The sequence below is a fragment of the Rhodococcus sp. MEB032 genome, assembly GCF_030208925.1.
In the GTDB taxonomy this organism is placed as follows: domain Bacteria; phylum Actinomycetota; class Actinomycetes; order Mycobacteriales; family Mycobacteriaceae; genus Rhodococcus_F; species Rhodococcus_F qingshengii.
Map to the genome: position 1 here is coordinate 13505 of NZ_JARVSY010000040.1, position 14561 is coordinate 28065.

At 63.4% G+C, this 14561-nt stretch carries 14 protein-coding genes; 6 read left to right on the forward strand and 8 right to left on the reverse strand.

The features are described 5' to 3' along the window. Positions 1-223: 223 nt before the first annotated feature. Genes QRN54_RS29210 through QRN54_RS29220 form a run of 3 tightly spaced genes read left to right on the forward strand, consistent with a single transcriptional unit; the run spans position 224 to position 2770 of the window. Complete coding sequence (locus QRN54_RS29210) at positions 224-1411, forward strand: CaiB/BaiF CoA transferase family protein (RefSeq protein ID WP_285183646.1); 1188 nt, start codon at positions 224-226, stop codon at positions 1409-1411. A 43-nt stretch (positions 1412-1454) separates the two neighbouring features. Further along, positions 1455-2114, forward strand: coding sequence for a TetR/AcrR family transcriptional regulator (locus QRN54_RS29215; protein ID WP_003946066.1), 660 nt, complete (start codon positions 1455-1457; stop codon positions 2112-2114). After that, the gene (locus tag QRN54_RS29220) at positions 2111-2770 is read left to right on the forward strand and encodes an enoyl-CoA hydratase-related protein (protein ID WP_007735215.1); all 660 of its coding nucleotides are present in this window, start codon (positions 2111-2113) and stop codon (positions 2768-2770) included. The genes QRN54_RS29215 and QRN54_RS29220 overlap by 4 nt, the downstream gene beginning before the upstream one ends. Here QRN54_RS29220 and QRN54_RS29225 read toward each other — a convergent pair. Next, positions 2738-3283, reverse strand: a complete 546-nt coding sequence (locus QRN54_RS29225) for an ATP-binding protein (protein ID WP_231914970.1) — start codon at positions 3281-3283, stop codon at positions 2738-2740. The genes QRN54_RS29220 and QRN54_RS29225 overlap by 33 nt on opposite strands. Before the next feature lie 115 nt (positions 3284-3398). On the opposite strand from QRN54_RS29225, the gene QRN54_RS29230 reads away from it, so the two are divergent. After that, positions 3399-4130 (forward strand): MBL fold metallo-hydrolase, encoded by a 732-nt coding sequence (locus QRN54_RS29230; RefSeq protein WP_003946042.1) that lies wholly within the window; start codon positions 3399-3401, stop codon positions 4128-4130. Here the strand turns inward: QRN54_RS29230 and QRN54_RS29235 are convergent. Together QRN54_RS29235 and QRN54_RS29240 are read right to left on the reverse strand one after the other, a co-directional pair. Beyond that, the gene (locus tag QRN54_RS29235) at positions 4122-5513 is read right to left on the reverse strand and encodes an amidase (RefSeq protein ID WP_064075500.1); all 1392 of its coding nucleotides are present in this window, start codon (positions 5511-5513) and stop codon (positions 4122-4124) included. The two genes, QRN54_RS29230 and QRN54_RS29235, sit on opposite strands and share 9 nt — an antisense overlap. A 150-nt stretch (positions 5514-5663) precedes the next feature. Further along, positions 5664-5975, reverse strand: a complete 312-nt coding sequence (locus QRN54_RS29240) for an ArsR/SmtB family transcription factor (RefSeq protein ID WP_007735219.1) — start codon at positions 5973-5975, stop codon at positions 5664-5666. A 91-nt stretch (positions 5976-6066) separates the two neighbouring features. Between QRN54_RS29240 and QRN54_RS29245 the strand changes: the two genes are divergently transcribed. Beyond that, a complete protein-coding gene (locus tag QRN54_RS29245; RefSeq protein WP_042926153.1) occupies positions 6067-7125 on the forward strand; it encodes an SDR family oxidoreductase in 1059 nt (352 codons plus the stop codon). A gap of 139 nt (positions 7126-7264) precedes the next feature. After that, on the forward strand, positions 7265-8563 hold the full coding sequence (locus tag QRN54_RS29250; RefSeq protein ID WP_285183651.1) for a T3SS (YopN, CesT) and YbjN peptide-binding chaperone 1: 1299 nt from the start codon (positions 7265-7267) through the stop codon (positions 8561-8563). Positions 8564-8587: 24 nt separating this feature from the next. Here QRN54_RS29250 and QRN54_RS29255 read toward each other — a convergent pair whose 3' ends face one another. The 5 genes from QRN54_RS29255 to QRN54_RS29275 form a co-directional block, all read right to left on the reverse strand. After that, the gene (locus tag QRN54_RS29255) at positions 8588-10777 is read right to left on the reverse strand and encodes a transglycosylase domain-containing protein (RefSeq protein WP_285183652.1); all 2190 of its coding nucleotides are present in this window, start codon (positions 10775-10777) and stop codon (positions 8588-8590) included. Positions 10778-10889: 112 nt separating this feature from the next. Further along, the gene (locus QRN54_RS29260; RefSeq protein ID WP_019746112.1) at positions 10890-11099 is read right to left on the reverse strand and encodes a hypothetical protein; all 210 of its coding nucleotides are present in this window, start codon (positions 11097-11099) and stop codon (positions 10890-10892) included. Between the two features lie 22 nt (positions 11100-11121). Next, positions 11122-11958 carry a carbohydrate ABC transporter permease gene (locus tag QRN54_RS29265; RefSeq protein ID WP_003946046.1) on the reverse strand — a complete coding sequence of 279 codons (837 nt, stop codon included), beginning with the start codon at positions 11956-11958 and terminating at the stop codon, positions 11122-11124. After that, positions 11955-13130 (reverse strand): carbohydrate ABC transporter permease, encoded by a 1176-nt coding sequence (locus tag QRN54_RS29270; RefSeq protein ID WP_007735224.1) that lies wholly within the window; start codon positions 13128-13130, stop codon positions 11955-11957. The genes QRN54_RS29265 and QRN54_RS29270 overlap by 4 nt, the downstream gene beginning before the upstream one ends. A gap of 20 nt (positions 13131-13150) precedes the next feature. Further along, a complete protein-coding gene (locus tag QRN54_RS29275) occupies positions 13151-14440 on the reverse strand; it encodes an ABC transporter substrate-binding protein (protein WP_007735225.1) in 1290 nt (429 codons plus the stop codon). Positions 14441-14561: the final 121 nt, after the last annotated feature.

Here is a 14561-nt window from a genome sequence, read left to right on the forward strand (position 1 = left end):
ATCCTGCCTGTCACACAATGCGCCTAAATCCGGGCCCTGCAGTTGTGCAATGTCGCCGTCGCATCACCTTGCGCTCTCGACCAGTGTTGTCACCGAGCCCAGCCGAAAGCAGGCCTGACCTTCATTCTTCCCCTCTCCGACGATCACTGCAGCGGCAATTCACGCAGATGGTGCGACGGATCGAGTGGGCGACGTTGCACACCACAGAACCGAGGTTTCTCCCATGGACCAATTGCTCAGCGGTATCAAAGTTCTCGACCTCACCCGTGCTCTCGCGGGGCCTCTGTGCACGTCGCTGCTCTCGGACTTCGGCGCCGACGTGGTCAAGGTCGAAACCCGTGGCTCCGGCGACAGTTCGCGTCAGTGGCCTCCGTTCGACGGCGATCGAAGCCTCTACTTCGCTTCCGTGAACCGCGGCAAACGGTCGATCGCCATCGACATGCGCAGTGACCGCGGGCGGAAACTGCTTCGCAGCCTGGCCCTCGACGCAGATGTGCTGGTCGAGAACTTCCGTCCGGGAGTACTGGCCGACATGGGGCTCGATCCCGACTCGCTCGAGCAGGAGAATCCAGGGCTCGTCGTGATGAGCATCAGTGGTTTCGGCCCGGTGGGCCCGGACCAGTTCGCGCCCGGACTCGATCAGGTGGCCCAGGGCATGTCCGGGCTGATGTCGGTCACCGGTGCCGGGGAACAGACCCCGATGCGGGTCGGTATCCCCATCATCGACACGGTCTCGGGCATCTACGCGGCACTGGGAATCACGGCGGCACTGGCTTCGCGCGGACGCGACGGTCGTGGGCACCGCGTGCAGACCTCGTTGCTGGAATCCGCGATCTCGATCATGACCTTCCAGGCGCAGGACTACCTGAGCACCGGGCGGGTTTCGACGCCGAACGGCAATACGCACCCGACGATCACGCCGTACGGCGCTTTCGACACTGCCGACTTCCCGATCAACATTGCCACCGGCTCGGACAAGCACTGGATCGCACTGTGCTCGGTACTCGGTGACCCCGAGCTCGCCTTCCGTACCGAATATGCCACGGGTACAGAACGTTTGGTGCACCGAGACCAACTGACCAAAGAACTCGAGGACCTACTGACCACGAAGGGCGCAGCGCAATGGATCTCCGAGATCCGCGGTGCCGGAATCCCCTGCGGCCCCATCCATTCGATCGATCAGGTGTTCTCCGACCCGCAGGTCGAGGCATTGCAGATGGTCGAGCAGACCCAGAGCGCCGACGGAACGTCGATTCCCGTTGTCCGCGGACCGTTCTGGGTGGACGGCAAGACCCTTCCCGTCAGGAATGCGCCACCCATGACTCTCGGCGGTGACGCCGACGACGTACTCACCGACTTCGGCCTGCGCCCGGAGGAGATCGAGGATCTTCGCGCAAATTCGGTGATCTGACCGCACTCTAGTAACAGAGCAGACGCTCTGTTACTGTGCGTTCATGCCTCGGCCACGCGTCCACGACCTCGACACCCTGCTCGACGCTGCCGAAAAACTTGCCGCCACTGCCGGGCCGAGCGCTGTCACGGTCCGGGCAGTCTCCGACGCCACCGGTGTATCCAACGGGGCGATCTATCACGCATTCGGCTCTCGCAGTGGACTGGTCGGTAGCGCGTGGCTGCGTGCTGCGCGACGATTTCTCGCGCTTCAACAATCGAGAGTGGACGACGCTCTCGCGGACCCGTCGCCGACTTCGGCGGTTTCCGCCGTCGTCGCGGCCGCCGAAGTTCCGGCCGTCTTCGCGCTCGACTACCCACAATCCGCGTTGCTGCTGTTGACGATCCAGCGCGACGAACTGCTCGGCACCGACGTCCCTGCCGACATCGCCGAGCAACTCACACAACTCGACCGGTCTCTGGTCGAGTTGTTCATCCGGTTGTCGACCGCGCTCTGGGGCCGCAAGGACGGCAGAGCCGTCGAGGCAATCGAGGCCTGTGTTGTCGGCCTGCCTACCGGATTACTCATTCATCCCGCCAAACGCGCCGACGGTTGGCGAGTCCCCGACGCCGCAGCACGCGCGCGGTTGGATGCCGCCGTTCGAGCGGTTCTGCATCTCGACCCACCACTGCCCAAGCCACGCAACAGGAAAGGCCAATCATGACCGCAACTCTGCGCTTCGAAGACAAGATCGCCGTTCTCGATCTCGGCGAGGACGAGAATCGATTCTCGCCGGAGTGGCTCGATTCCGTCGACAAGCTACTCGACCAGGCTTTGAGCGAAAGCGCACATGCCCTGGTCACCACGGCGACGGGCAAGTTCTACTCCAACGGACTCGACCTCGACTGGCTGGGCGCGAACGGCGACAAGGCGAAGTGGTATGTGCAGCAGGTGCAGTCGCTGTTCGCCCGGATGCTGACGTTCCCGATGCCCACCGTCGCGGCGATCAACGGCCACGCCTTCGGAGCCGGCGCCATGCTCGGCATCGCGCACGATTACCGCGTCATGCGCGATGATCGCGGCTACTACTGCTTCCCGGAGGTGGACATCAACATCCCCTTCACCGAAGGAATGGCAGCTCTCATCCAGGCCAAACTCAGCCCGGCGTCGGCAATCGTCGCCATGACCACGGGGCGGCGATACGGCGGAAGTGACGCATTCGCAGCCGGTTTGGTGGACTTCACCGCATCCGTCGACGCTTTGACCGCCAAGGCCATCGAAATGGTTGCACCGATCGGCCCGAAGAATGCGGGCACACTGGGGGCAATCAAGTCGACGATGTTCGCTTCAGTGGTCACCGCTCTGAACACCGACGGCTAGAAGCGACGGACTGTGTTCTCGCAGAGCCGCTTCCAGATCGTCGGCAACACTTTCGGGATCGCGGCCGTCGGTGCTCAGAACCACGTCGACTCCACTGAGCGTCGGCATCGAACCGGCCAGCAGTTGTGACGCCTCCACCAACTCGTCCAACCCGGCCCAGCCGGCCGGTTCACGTTCGATGATTCTGGTACGCAACGTATCCGGATCGGCCTCGAGGCGCGCCAGCAGGTGCCCCTCGGCGCCGGTCGCGGCCAGCAGGGCGCGCCCGTAGTCGTCGTCTTCGACGGTAGCCGTGAGGAACAGGAGTTCGTACCCCGCTTCCCGGTACGACGCACACAGCATCCCGACGTGTGCGATTGCCCGTTCGGTCCCCAGCGGCGGATAGCACCGCTCGAGTTCGTCCACCTCGATCATCGCGTTGCTCACCCCGGCCTCGCCGAGTCGATCGTGAAGCGCGGTCAGCACGGAACTCTTCCCCGCGCCCGGCGGGCCTGTCAGCAGCAGTACGAACACGTCCTCCACTATTGCAGAGCCGTAAGCACGTCCAGAACCTTGTGCAGGCGAGGGGCGGCGAGAAGGCTGGAGAAGACAGCTCGACATGTACAACAGCCCTGATCGGAGCACAGCGATGACCACCACGATCACCGAAATCGCGCCGGACATCTACCGACTGTCGACCTTCGTGGACGAAGCGAACCTCACGATGAACCAGTTTCTCGTCGACGGCGAGGAACCCTTGCTCTTCCACACCGGGCAGCGAGCGTTGTTCACCTCGGCTTCCGACGCACTCTCCACGCTGATCGACATCGACCGTCTGAAATGGATCACGTTCGGTCACGTCGAGGCCGACGAATGCGGGTCCATGAACTCCTGGCTTGCGGCGGCCCCCGAAGCGCAAGTTGCACACGGTGCGATGGGGTGCTTCGTCCAGGTCAACGATCTGGCCGATCGGGCGCCACTTCCCTTGCAGGACGGCGACGTACTCGAAACCGGCAGCCGCCGAGTCCGGCACATCGACACCCCACACGTCCCACACGGTTGGGACGCGGGTCTGATGTTCGAGGAGACGACGTCGACGCTGTTCTGCGGAGATCTCTTCACTGCGTTCGGGCACCACCCCGCGACCACCGAGCACGAAATCGTCGGTCCCGCTTTGGAAGCCGAGGACTTGGGCCACGCCACCTGCCTCACCCCGGATCTCGAACCCACGATCCGCGCCCTGGCCGACCTCGAGCCGCGGATTCTGGCTACCATGCATGCACCGACGTACTACGGCGACTGCGTCACCACGCTTCACGACCTGGCCGACTCGTACGCAACACGTTTCGCAGCCGAAACCGAAAGATGGAAGTCAGACTAGAGCTTGCGCATTCGACGTGATTCGCGCCGCCACGGACAGCGCAACATGCTCGTGGAACGGCCGGGCCACCACTTGCACTCCGACCGGTAAACCGTTGCGGGAGAGTCCTACCGGAACCACGACCGACGGAAGGCCGAGCACACTGATCGCCCGGCAACTCGCGAGCGCGTCCATCCACGTGAGTTTGCGACCGCCCACCTCGAAGCTCTCCACACCGAGCGGCGGAGCGAGCACCGACGCAACCGGCAGAATCAGGACGTCGCCCATCTCGTCGAGGAATTCGGCGATCAACATCGCACGATCCGCCCACAGCGCTTCCACCTCGGCGGAACTGCGATCACGGCCTGCCGCAAGCATGGCGGTGATGTCCGCGTCGAAAGAGTGCGCTGAACCTGCGGCGAGAGAGTGGATGTCCGCGTGGGTCTCGACCGATCGCAACGCGCCGAAAAGCGCGTTGGCCCGCGGCAGAGCCAGACCGTCGTACTCGCTCGCGTCCAGGCTGATCGCCACCGTCCGAACCGCTGACCGGATTTCTTCGTCGACGGGAATCGTTCCCTCGCCGGTGGCCCAGCGGATGTCGAGGTCATCGACGTCGACCGAATCAGGCTCGCTCCACGAGAAATGCGGCATCGACAGGACGCGCAACGCAAGCGCCGCATCACCGAGGTTGCGGGCCAGTGGGCCGATGGTCTGGATCGTGCCGTGCATCGTCGCAGGGTTGGCGAGTACCCGTCCATCCGAAAGCACGCCTGGATACTGACCTTCCGGATCGACACGTCCGAGCGTCGGGCGAACCGAAGTGAGGCCGGTGCAGTGGGCGGGCCAACGCACCGAGCCACCAAAATCCGTACCGAGTCCGAGCACGCTCATTCCGGCAGCAACCGACGCGGACTCGCCGCCACTCGACCCGCCGGGGGACCGGACGACGCCGTCCGGTCGCACCGGACTGGCCGTGGTTCCGAACAGTTCGTTTCGAGTCAGGCCGCACGCGCCGAATTCCGGGGTGTTGGTCTTGCCGATCAGAATCGCACCGGCAGCCTTGAATGCCGCGACGGCCGGGGCGTCGACGGCCGGGACGTTGTCCGCCAGAGTGCGAGAACCGGCAGTGGTGCGCACGCCGGCAGTGGCGATCAGGTCCTTGACCGTGAACGGAACCCCGGCAAGGGGGCCGAGTGTCTCACCGAGAAGGCGTCGTTCGTCCAGGGCATCCGCGGCCGTGCGAGCCTCCTCGGCGCACACGGTGACCAGTGCGTTGAGTTCGTCATTGCATTCGTCGACCCGTGCGAGGTGGTCTTCGACGATGGTCCGCGCCGACGCCTGACCCGACCGCACGGCCTCGGCGATGGATCGGGCATCACGGCCCACCCAGCTCTCACGACTCATCGCACGCCTCTCCTTGCCAGTACCCTCTGCCGAGCGTAAGGACAACGAGCAACCCGAGAAACGACCACAATGCACATACCGACGGCGCCGGCGATGTGAGGTTTTGCCACAACGTTGGCGGCCCCGGAGGGATCGGTCAGGTGCTGGTACCTACAAACCCTGCCTGATGAATGCAGCAAGCTTCTCGATCTGTTGCTCGTTTCGCTTGTAATGCCGCCACTGACCGATTCGTGTGGTGGTCACCAGATCCGCGGCCTGGAGTGCGGCCATGTACTGAGACGCCGTCGATTGCGACACCTTCGCCCTCGCTTGAATGTGCTTGAGGCACACTCCGACCTCCTCAGCAGGCTCGAGCTGAGGGGGAAAGCTCCCGGGGTCTTTCAACCACTGCAGGATTTGCACACGCATCGGGTTGGCCAGCGCCTTGAACGCCGTTTCCCACTCGGTTGTTGCGTCTTCCATGTTCGTGAGCATACCGCTAGATCGCGAAATGCCGATATGTGTGGTTCACTCCCTATATCGCAACATCGCGATATACCAATGGGAGGCTGAAATGGTGCAGCACGACAAAGTGGCACTCGTGGTCGGAGCCCGAGGCGTGATCGGTGGGAACTTGATCGATCACCTCGAGTCGACCGGAGAATGGAAGATCATCGGACTCTCGCGGCGAGGCGGTACGGACACCGACCGGGTCGAACACATCGCAGTCGACCTGCTCGATCCTTACCGGACTGCAGCGGCACTGAGCGGACTGGGCGACGTCACTCACGTCTTCTACGCCGCCTATCAAGACCGCCCGACATGGGCCGAGCTGGTTCCGCCCAACTTGGCGATGCTGGTCAACACTCTCGACGCCATCGAGCCCGTTGCGGGCGGACTCGAGCACGTCAGCCTGATGCAGGGCTACAAGGTTTACGGGGCACACCTCGGACCGTTCAAAACTCCGGCCCGCGAGAGCGATCCACCGCACATGCCACCCGAGTTCAACGTCGACCAACAGCAGTTCCTCGAACGTCGGCAGCTCGGCAAGTCGTGGACATGGTCGGCGATCAGACCCTCGGTCGTCTCCGGATTCGCACTGGGCAACCCGATGAACCTCGCGATGGTCATCGCCGTCTACGCGACCATCTCGAAGAAACTGGGTGTCCCACTCCGATTCCCCGGCAAACCCGGCGCGTACACCAGCTTGATCGAGATGACCGACGCCGGACTCCTGGCCGAAGCGACGGTCTGGGCCGCGACCAACCCCGAGTGCGCAAATCAGGCGTTCAACATCAACAACGGCGACCTGTTCCGCTGGCAGGAGATGTGGCCGAAGATCGCAGCCTTCTTCGACATGGACGTCGCACCTCCGCTCCCGATGTCCCTCGATGTCGCAATGGCGGACAAGGAGTCGGTGTGGGATGAACTCGTCGAGGAACACCAACTTGCTCGGACCCCGTATTCCGATGTCTCGTCCTGGGGGTTCGGTGACTTCGTATTCGGATGGGACTACGACTTTTTCGCTGACGGATCGAAAGCTCGGCGGTTCGGATTTCACCGCCACGTCGACACCGAAGCGATGTTCCTCGACATCTTCGCCAATCTGCAGGCTCGGAAGATAATCCCCTGACTGAAACACGGTCACTCGGATCCTACGAACACTGTCACTGTCGGACCCCACGACTAACGTCGTAGGCGGGGTTTGAAAAGCAGGGGTTTCGGCGAGTCGTCGGTAGGGCCCCATGCGCCCCCGGACCAGAGGAGCGACGATGTCGGACAATACTTTCGATCTGGAAATCCTGAGTGCCTGGACTACTTTCGAGACTCATCTCGCTCGCTACATCTCCGTGATGGAGGACGACGACACCCTCGTGGTGGAGTCGCATTACGACAGCATGGACGAACTGGCCGACGCACCCGCGTGCATCCAGTTCTTCGCGTGGAACCAGACCTCCGTGCGCTGTGAAGTTCCTTCCAACAGGTTTCTGCATCCACTGCGCATGCTCGAACCGGAAGACCATTCAGCGCTGCTCGACATGGGGTTCAACGCTCCCGATCTGTGCGAGCACGAACCCGAGGGCAATGGGTCCATGTCCTTCTACATCGACGTCGACCGCGCTCGTCCCGAGGAACTGGTGACAAAGGTGTTGCGCGTATTCCGCGAAATGTGGAGCATTGCGCACCCGTCGTTCCTGCGTGCCAGCACCAGTGGGCGCGAGTCGACGCCGGCGTTCGCCACGACGCCGTCTCACGCTCCCTCGGGTTCGGGCGACATGCTGCGGATCCTGGTCGACGGGGCCGTCGAGCGCCTTCTCGGTCATCCGCCCAAGCGTGACGACGACGGCGATATCCCGCTGGTCCGCGGTGAGCAGGTCACCTATGTTCGTGTTCTCGAGGACGACGAGTACGTAGAGGTGTTCTCGCGGGTCGTGCATTCGGTGGAGAACCTCGAGAACGCTGCTGTAATTCTTGCTCAGCTCAATCGGCAATGGCCGACCATCAAGCTCATTCTCGTCGAGCAGAGTGTGCTGGGCGTGGTCCGCGTGGACGGCGCACCCTTCGTCGCCGAGCACCTGCTGCGGGCTCTGCGCTCGTTCGCCGAACTGGCCGAAGCATCCGACGAACTCGCCGAAGAACTGGGCGGGCAACCCATCCGCGCAACCGGAGACACCGCCTTCAACGACGGCATGGCCTCCGAGCACGAAGATCCCGGTGCCGAATACGAGTCACACGAGTGCCACGAATTTCCGCCGGCTCTCATGGCGCTCCTCGAACTCGACGCAGACGGAACGGGCGAGCTCAGCGCCGAAGAGGTTGCCGTGATCTGTGAGCACGACCGCGACACCATTCTCGACTACCTGCGGATCAGCCAGGAGCAGGAGACTGCCTGGCACGAGGCGTTGACCGAGTCCATCCGCCGCAAGGACGACGACACCGACCTGTGTGCGGGCGAGAAGCGCGCGTGGACGCACGCGATCCGCAACCTCAGGCGCGGACTGCGCGTCGTCGTACTGCCCGCCAAGGATTCAGCGCCCACCCAACTCGGTCTCTTCGACGATCAGGCCTGAGAACCGGAAATCGGGCGCTGCTTGTCAGCCCGGCAGTGGGATGACGATGCCCGGCAGGATCTCGATCTGACGCGGCAACTGGGGGAGCGGCGGCACTTCGATCGGCGGTAGGCCGGGCACCTCGATGGGCGCCGGGGGAGCGACCGCGCCCGTCGTGGGCGTGCCCGTCCCGTCCCCCGAGGTCACGCCGGAGTTCGCGGGAACGCCGGCCTGCCCGCCGATGGGGTCCGGCCACGGGAAGCTCTCCCAGTCGGATCCCTTCAGCGCGCCGTCCATCGTGCTCTTCCAGATGTCCGCAGGCACTCCGGAGCCGTAGATCAAACCACCGTAGGAGTTGGTGATGGCCTGAGCGTCGGAAGTTCCGATCCACACCGCGGTGGACAGCGACGGCGTGTAACCGACCATCCACGCATCCTTGTTCTGCCCCGTGTCACCCAACTGCGCGGTGCCGGTCTTGGCAGCAGACGGGCGTCCACCGGCAAGCGCGTGACCGTTCGAGTACGACGCGATCGGGAGCATTGCCTGCGTGACGTTGTCGGCAACGGCAGCATCGAGACGACGCTCACCGGGAGAGACCGGGCGATCGAGCAGGACTTCACCTTCGGCCGTCACGACCTTCCGGATGAAGTGCGGCTGCTGGTACACACCGGAATTGGCGAGCGTCGCGTAAGCGGACGCCATGTCGATAACGCGAGACTGATACTGGCCGAGCACGATTCCGTTCTCCGGCGGACCACCCTCCTGTGTGAGCGTCGGGTAGTCGAGTCCGGGAATGTGCTCGGGGATGCCGGCCAGGTGGGCGGCGTCGGCGATCTTCTGGGGACCGTTCTCCATCGAGAGCATCAACCGGTAGAAGCTGGTGTTCAGCGAACGCTTGAGTGCCTCGGCGATGGTGCATCGACCACAGGATTCGCCGCCGACGTTTCCGATGGTCACGCCGTTGATCGTGAGCGGTGAACTGTCGAACCGTGCGGACAGCGGAATGTCTTCCATCAATGCTGCGACCAGACCGAAGACCTTGAACGCTGAACCGGTCTGCAGCGGCGCCTGGGCGTAGTCGAAGCCGGCTCCGTCGTCACCGCCGTAATAGGCGTCGACGCCACCGGTCTTGGGGTCGATGGACACTACTGCGGTCCGCAGGTCTTCCGGCTCGCCCTCGAGATTCCGCCTGACGGCGTTCAGCGCAGCTTCCTGCGCAACCGGGTCGATGGTTGTCGTGATCTGCAGACCAGCGGTGTTCAGCGTCTGATCGCTGATACCGGCCTCGGCCAGTTCCTTGAGTACCTGGGTCTTGATGTGGCCTTCGGGTCCTGGCGCCTGGTTCAGATCGGTCGGCCGATTGGCGGGGGCGACGACCGGGAACTGCATCGCGTCGCGATCCGTCTTGGTCAGGCTGCCCAGTTCCACCATGCCGTTGAGAACGTAGTCCCAGCGCGCTTGCAGCGCGGACAGATTGGTCTCGGGGTCCAGGAACGACGGGCTCTGGATGACGGACGCGAGAACTGCGCCTTCCTCGACACTCAGCTCACTGACCGGCTTGTCGAAGTACGCGTTCGACGCGGCGGCGATGCCGTACGCACCGCGACCGAAGTAGATGGTGTTGAGATACGCGGCAAGAATGTCGTCCTTGGACCATTCGCGCGCCATCTTGGCGGAGATGACGAGCTCACGCAGCTTCCTGTCGATACTGCGCTTGTCACCGACCAAGACGTTCTTCACGTATTGCTGAGTGATCGTCGAACCACCGCCGGCGCTTTCCTTGCCCATCACGTTGTCGCGGGCAGCGCGAGCAAATCCGGAGATCGAGAATCCGGGGTTGGTGTAGAAGTTACGATCCTCCGCCGAGAGCACCGAATCGCGGACGTGAATCGGGATGGCCGACAACGCGACCTCGGTGCGGTTTCCCTCCGCCGGCACTACCTTGCCGAGCACGGTCGTGCCGTCGGCCATGTAGATGGTGGACACCTGATTGGTCTGCATGTCAGAGGGGCGCGGGACGTCGGTCCGGCTGTACGCGACAGCAAAAAACGACGCGGGCACGATGACCATCAGGAGCACGAGCACGTAGATGGTCCGCCGGACGTACCGCCACTTCGAGCGCTGCTTTTTCGCGGGCTTGGCCGACTTGTTCGACCGGGGCGAATTAGCCGACTTGCCCGATCGAGCCGACGACTGATCGCCACCCGTCGCACTCGATCTGTTAGATGGACTCACTCAACACTCCCGGTCGTGGATCCGGACTTACCGGCACCATTCCACCAGGGTGATATCTCGATCAGATAACTCCCGGCAACTGCGATACCGAAATGTCACCCTACCGGGCTGGCTACTCGCGACGTTCTGCTCGGACCGCGTTCCGATATCCGCGGAACGCGAGCCCGAGAGCGACGACGCAACCGAGCAGCACCAAAGACGGCATCACGCCGGGGTCTCCCTTGACGATCGCGACCACAGCGCCGATCAACGCCATGAGGGCGAAGACCGAGATGAAGCCGGCAATCAGCTCCATACGCTGGGCGCGCGAAGCCCGCCTCATCGAAACCGTGCGCAAGCGCGCATCACGACTTGACGCCGCCTGCGGTCAGACCGGCGATGATGCGTCGCTGGAAGATGAGAACCATGATGACCAGCGGGACCATCACGAGGGTTCCGCCGGCCATGATCGAGGTGTACGGCGTGACGAATGGGTCCGTTCCGGAGAACTTGGCCATCGCCACGGTGACGGGTGCGGTCTTGTCACTCGAGAGTTGGAGCGAGAGCAGGTACTCGTTGACCGTTGCGATGAAGGCGAGGATCGCGGTGGTGAACAGTGCCGGCGCGGCGAGCGGAAGCATGATCAGACGGAAGGCCTGGCCACGGGTGGCGCCGTCAATACGCGCCGCCTCCTCGAGCTCCCACGGAAGCTCGGAGAAGAACGACGTCAGCGTATAGACCGTCAGCGGCAGCACGAACGAGATATTCGGGATGATCAGCGCTTTGTAGCTGCCGATCCAGCCGATGTCGGTGAACAACTGGAACAGCGGGGTCACGAGGGCGACGACCGGAAACATGGACGCGCCGAGGATGATTCCGGTGACGAAGTATTTGCCACGGAAATCGAAACGCGAGAGCGCGTACGCCGTGAACACGCCGATGACCAAGGCGATCAGCGTGGTCGCGCCCGCGATGATGAGGCTGTTCATCAGTGCACGGGTGAAGTTCACCTTCGCGTCGGGATCGAGCGCCGCGGTGAAGTTGGACAGCGTGAGATTGGTGGGCCACAGCGACGTCGAGAACGTGTCCGCCGGGTCGCGCAGCGCCGTCACGATCATCCAATAGCAGGGAGCGAGTCCCCACACGATGATCAGTACGACGCCGATGTAGGTGCCGATCTTGCCGCGTAGTGCCTTGTTCATACCGGCTCCCCCTTCCGCTGCTTTTCCTGCGTGCTGACCGCATTTGCTCCGAGGAATCGGACCAGGATGAAGGCCACAGCGAAGATGATGAGGAACGTGATGGTGGACAGTGCCGACGCCGAATTGGCGCCGACGCGCATCTGATCGACCACCAGAACCGAGATGGTGGAGGTGGCGGGATTGGATCCCATCATGATCGCGGGCAGGTCGTACATGCGCAGCGCGTCCATCGTGCGGAAGAGCACCGCCACCATGAGTGCGGGCTTGACCAGCGGAAGCGTGATCATGCGGAACCGCTGCCACGCCGTCGCACCGTCGACCTTGGCGGCCTCGTAGACGTCGGCGGGAATCATCTGAAGACCCGCAAGGATCAGCAACGCCATGAACGGCGCGGTCTTCCAGACGTCGGCGACGACGATCGCGAATCGCGCCGGCCAGGGGTCCGCCGTCCACAGGATGTTGGTGCCGAGGATCTTGTTGGCAATGCCGTCGTTGGCGAAGATGAAGAACCAGAGCTTCGCGGTGACGGCGGTGGGGATGGCCCAGGGAATCAGCACGGAAGCGCGGAGCAAACCGCGTCCGCGGAACGTCTTGGCCATGATCAACGCCATCGACAGACCGATCACCGTCTCGAGCAGGACGGTGACGACGGTGAAGCCGAACGTATTTCCGATCGACTGCCAGAACTGCGATCCGAGTGTGCCGGGCGGGCAGGGAATCGAGCCGTTGGCGGTGTTGCAGGACTGGGTGATCCAGTTCTTGTAGTTGTCGAACCACGTGAACTGACCGGTGACGAACATGCCGGTCTCGGGATCGAGCTTCTTGCCGTCGCTGTGCATCGACATCCAGATCGCTCGTCCGAGCGGATACAGAATGATGACGGCGAGAACGATCAGCGACGGTGCGACGAACGCCCACACCGGAACTCGTCGACGCTTCTTCGGCTTGTCGGCCGACGCAGGCGGGGGCGAGGTCGGCGGGGGTGGAGTAGCTGCAAGGTCAGGCAGAACCTTGGTCAGGGATGTCCCTGCTGCCTCGGATGCCGACGGCTCTTCTAGCGGTTCCGGTGCACGGTGTCTCCCACCAACGCCCGAACGGTCGGGACCGGTTGAACCGGCCCCGACCGTGGGGTTGGTAGGCACAGCCGCGGAAGGATCCTGCGGTTCTGCCATTGCTTATTGCTCCTGGTAGATCAGTTACCGGCGGTTTCGATGCCGGCCTTGGTGTCCGCCAAAGCCTGCTCGACGGTCTTCTCGCCGCGAATAGCAGCGTAGGTGTTGTCGGAGATCGACTTCGACACCTGCGTGTAGTACGGCGTGACGGGGCGCGGCTGAGCGGTGGCGAGTGCTTCCTTCAGGGTCGCGAAGTACGGGAACTGAGCGAGCACTGCCGGATCGTCGTAGACAGCCGAGAGAACGGGTGCGCCGCCGACCTCGGTGAAGTACGTCTGCGACTTCTTGGTCTGCATGAACTCGAGGAAGTCACGAGCCGTGGCGGGTGCGTCCGAGTACGCGCTGATGCCGACGTTGTAGCCGCCGACGGTCGAAGCGCCCGGTCCGTCGACACCCGGAAGAACGGTGTAGCCGTACTTACCGGCAACCGAGGTCTTCTCACCGTCGACCGAGAAGCCGGACCACGTGCGCATGAAGAGTGCCTTGCCGTCGCCGAACGCGGTCTGCGACTCGCCCTCGGAGTAGGTCAGCGCTTCCTGCGGGATCGTGTTGTCGGCGAAGTTGTCGACGATCGACTGAACGCCTGCCTTCGTCTTGTCGTCGATGGCCGGGGTGAGTCCGTCCGGGCCGACCCACGGGCCGTCGAAGGCGTTGGTGATCTCGGTGGTGTTGACCGTCAGGCCCTCGTAGTTCTTGAACTGACCGATGTAGCAGGAGATGCCGGCTTCGACAGCCTTCGGGCAGTTTTCCTTGAGCTCGGCCCACGTGGTGGGGGCCTTCTCGACGAGGTCCTTGCGGTAGTACAGGAATGCGGCGTTGGTGTTCTTCGGCGCTGCGTAGAGCTTGCCGTTGTAGGTGCCCGAAGCGACGGTCGACGGCAGGAGGCCGGACTCGTCGATCGCGAGGTCACCCTCGAGCGGCAGCAGCCAACCGTTTGCGGCGAACTGGGCGGTGTTGACGACGTCGACGCCGATGAGGTCGTACTCGTCGCTCTTGGCCTGCATGCGCTGGGTGATGTCGTCGACCTGCGCGTTGGCTTCCTTCGCCAGCGGCTTGAGCGTGACCTTCTCGTCCGGATGCTCGGCATTCCAGTCGGAGATGATGTTTTCGAGCGCCTCGTTCAGGGCATCCTGCCCCTCGACGATCGTGATGGGTCCGCGGCCTTCGCTCGAGGACGATCCCCCGGATGCGGCCGTGGTGCTGGTTCCGCTGTCCTTGTCCGAATCGGACGAACAGCCTGCCAGTACCAGCATGGACGCTGCCGTGGCTGCAATTGCAGCGCGGCGCATCGCCTTCGAGTTCAGAACCATGGATTCGCTCCCCGTATGTGTATGACAAATAGACGGTCACCGAGAGCCTGCTCACGGCATGCGCCATGAGTGCCGGCTCCCGGCATCGGCCCCTACTGTGGCACGAGACACCCGTACTTGT

Coding starts and splice junctions, on each gene's coding strand:
- QRN54_RS29210 (WP_285183646.1), top strand. CDS start 224: ATGGACCAATTGCTCAGCGGTATCAAAGTTCTCGACCTCACCCGTGCT.
- QRN54_RS29215 (WP_003946066.1), top strand. CDS start 1,455: ATGCCTCGGCCACGCGTCCACGACCTCGACACCCTGCTCGACGCTGCC.
- QRN54_RS29220 (WP_007735215.1), top strand. CDS start 2,111: ATGACCGCAACTCTGCGCTTCGAAGACAAGATCGCCGTTCTCGATCTC.
- QRN54_RS29230 (WP_003946042.1), top strand. CDS start 3,399: ATGACCACCACGATCACCGAAATCGCGCCGGACATCTACCGACTGTCG.
- QRN54_RS29235 (WP_064075500.1), bottom strand. CDS start 5,513: ATGAGTCGTGAGAGCTGGGTGGGCCGTGATGCCCGATCCATCGCCGAG.
- QRN54_RS29240 (WP_007735219.1), bottom strand. CDS start 5,975: ATGGAAGACGCAACAACCGAGTGGGAAACGGCGTTCAAGGCGCTGGCC.
- QRN54_RS29245 (WP_042926153.1), top strand. CDS start 6,067: ATGGTGCAGCACGACAAAGTGGCACTCGTGGTCGGAGCCCGAGGCGTG.
- QRN54_RS29250 (WP_285183651.1), top strand. CDS start 7,265: ATGTCGGACAATACTTTCGATCTGGAAATCCTGAGTGCCTGGACTACT.
- QRN54_RS29260 (WP_019746112.1), bottom strand. CDS start 11,099: ATGAGGCGGGCTTCGCGCGCCCAGCGTATGGAGCTGATTGCCGGCTTC.
- QRN54_RS29265 (WP_003946046.1), bottom strand. CDS start 11,958: ATGAACAAGGCACTACGCGGCAAGATCGGCACCTACATCGGCGTCGTA.
- QRN54_RS29270 (WP_007735224.1), bottom strand. CDS start 13,130: ATGGCAGAACCGCAGGATCCTTCCGCGGCTGTGCCTACCAACCCCACG.
- QRN54_RS29275 (WP_007735225.1), bottom strand. CDS start 14,440: ATGGTTCTGAACTCGAAGGCGATGCGCCGCGCTGCAATTGCAGCCACG.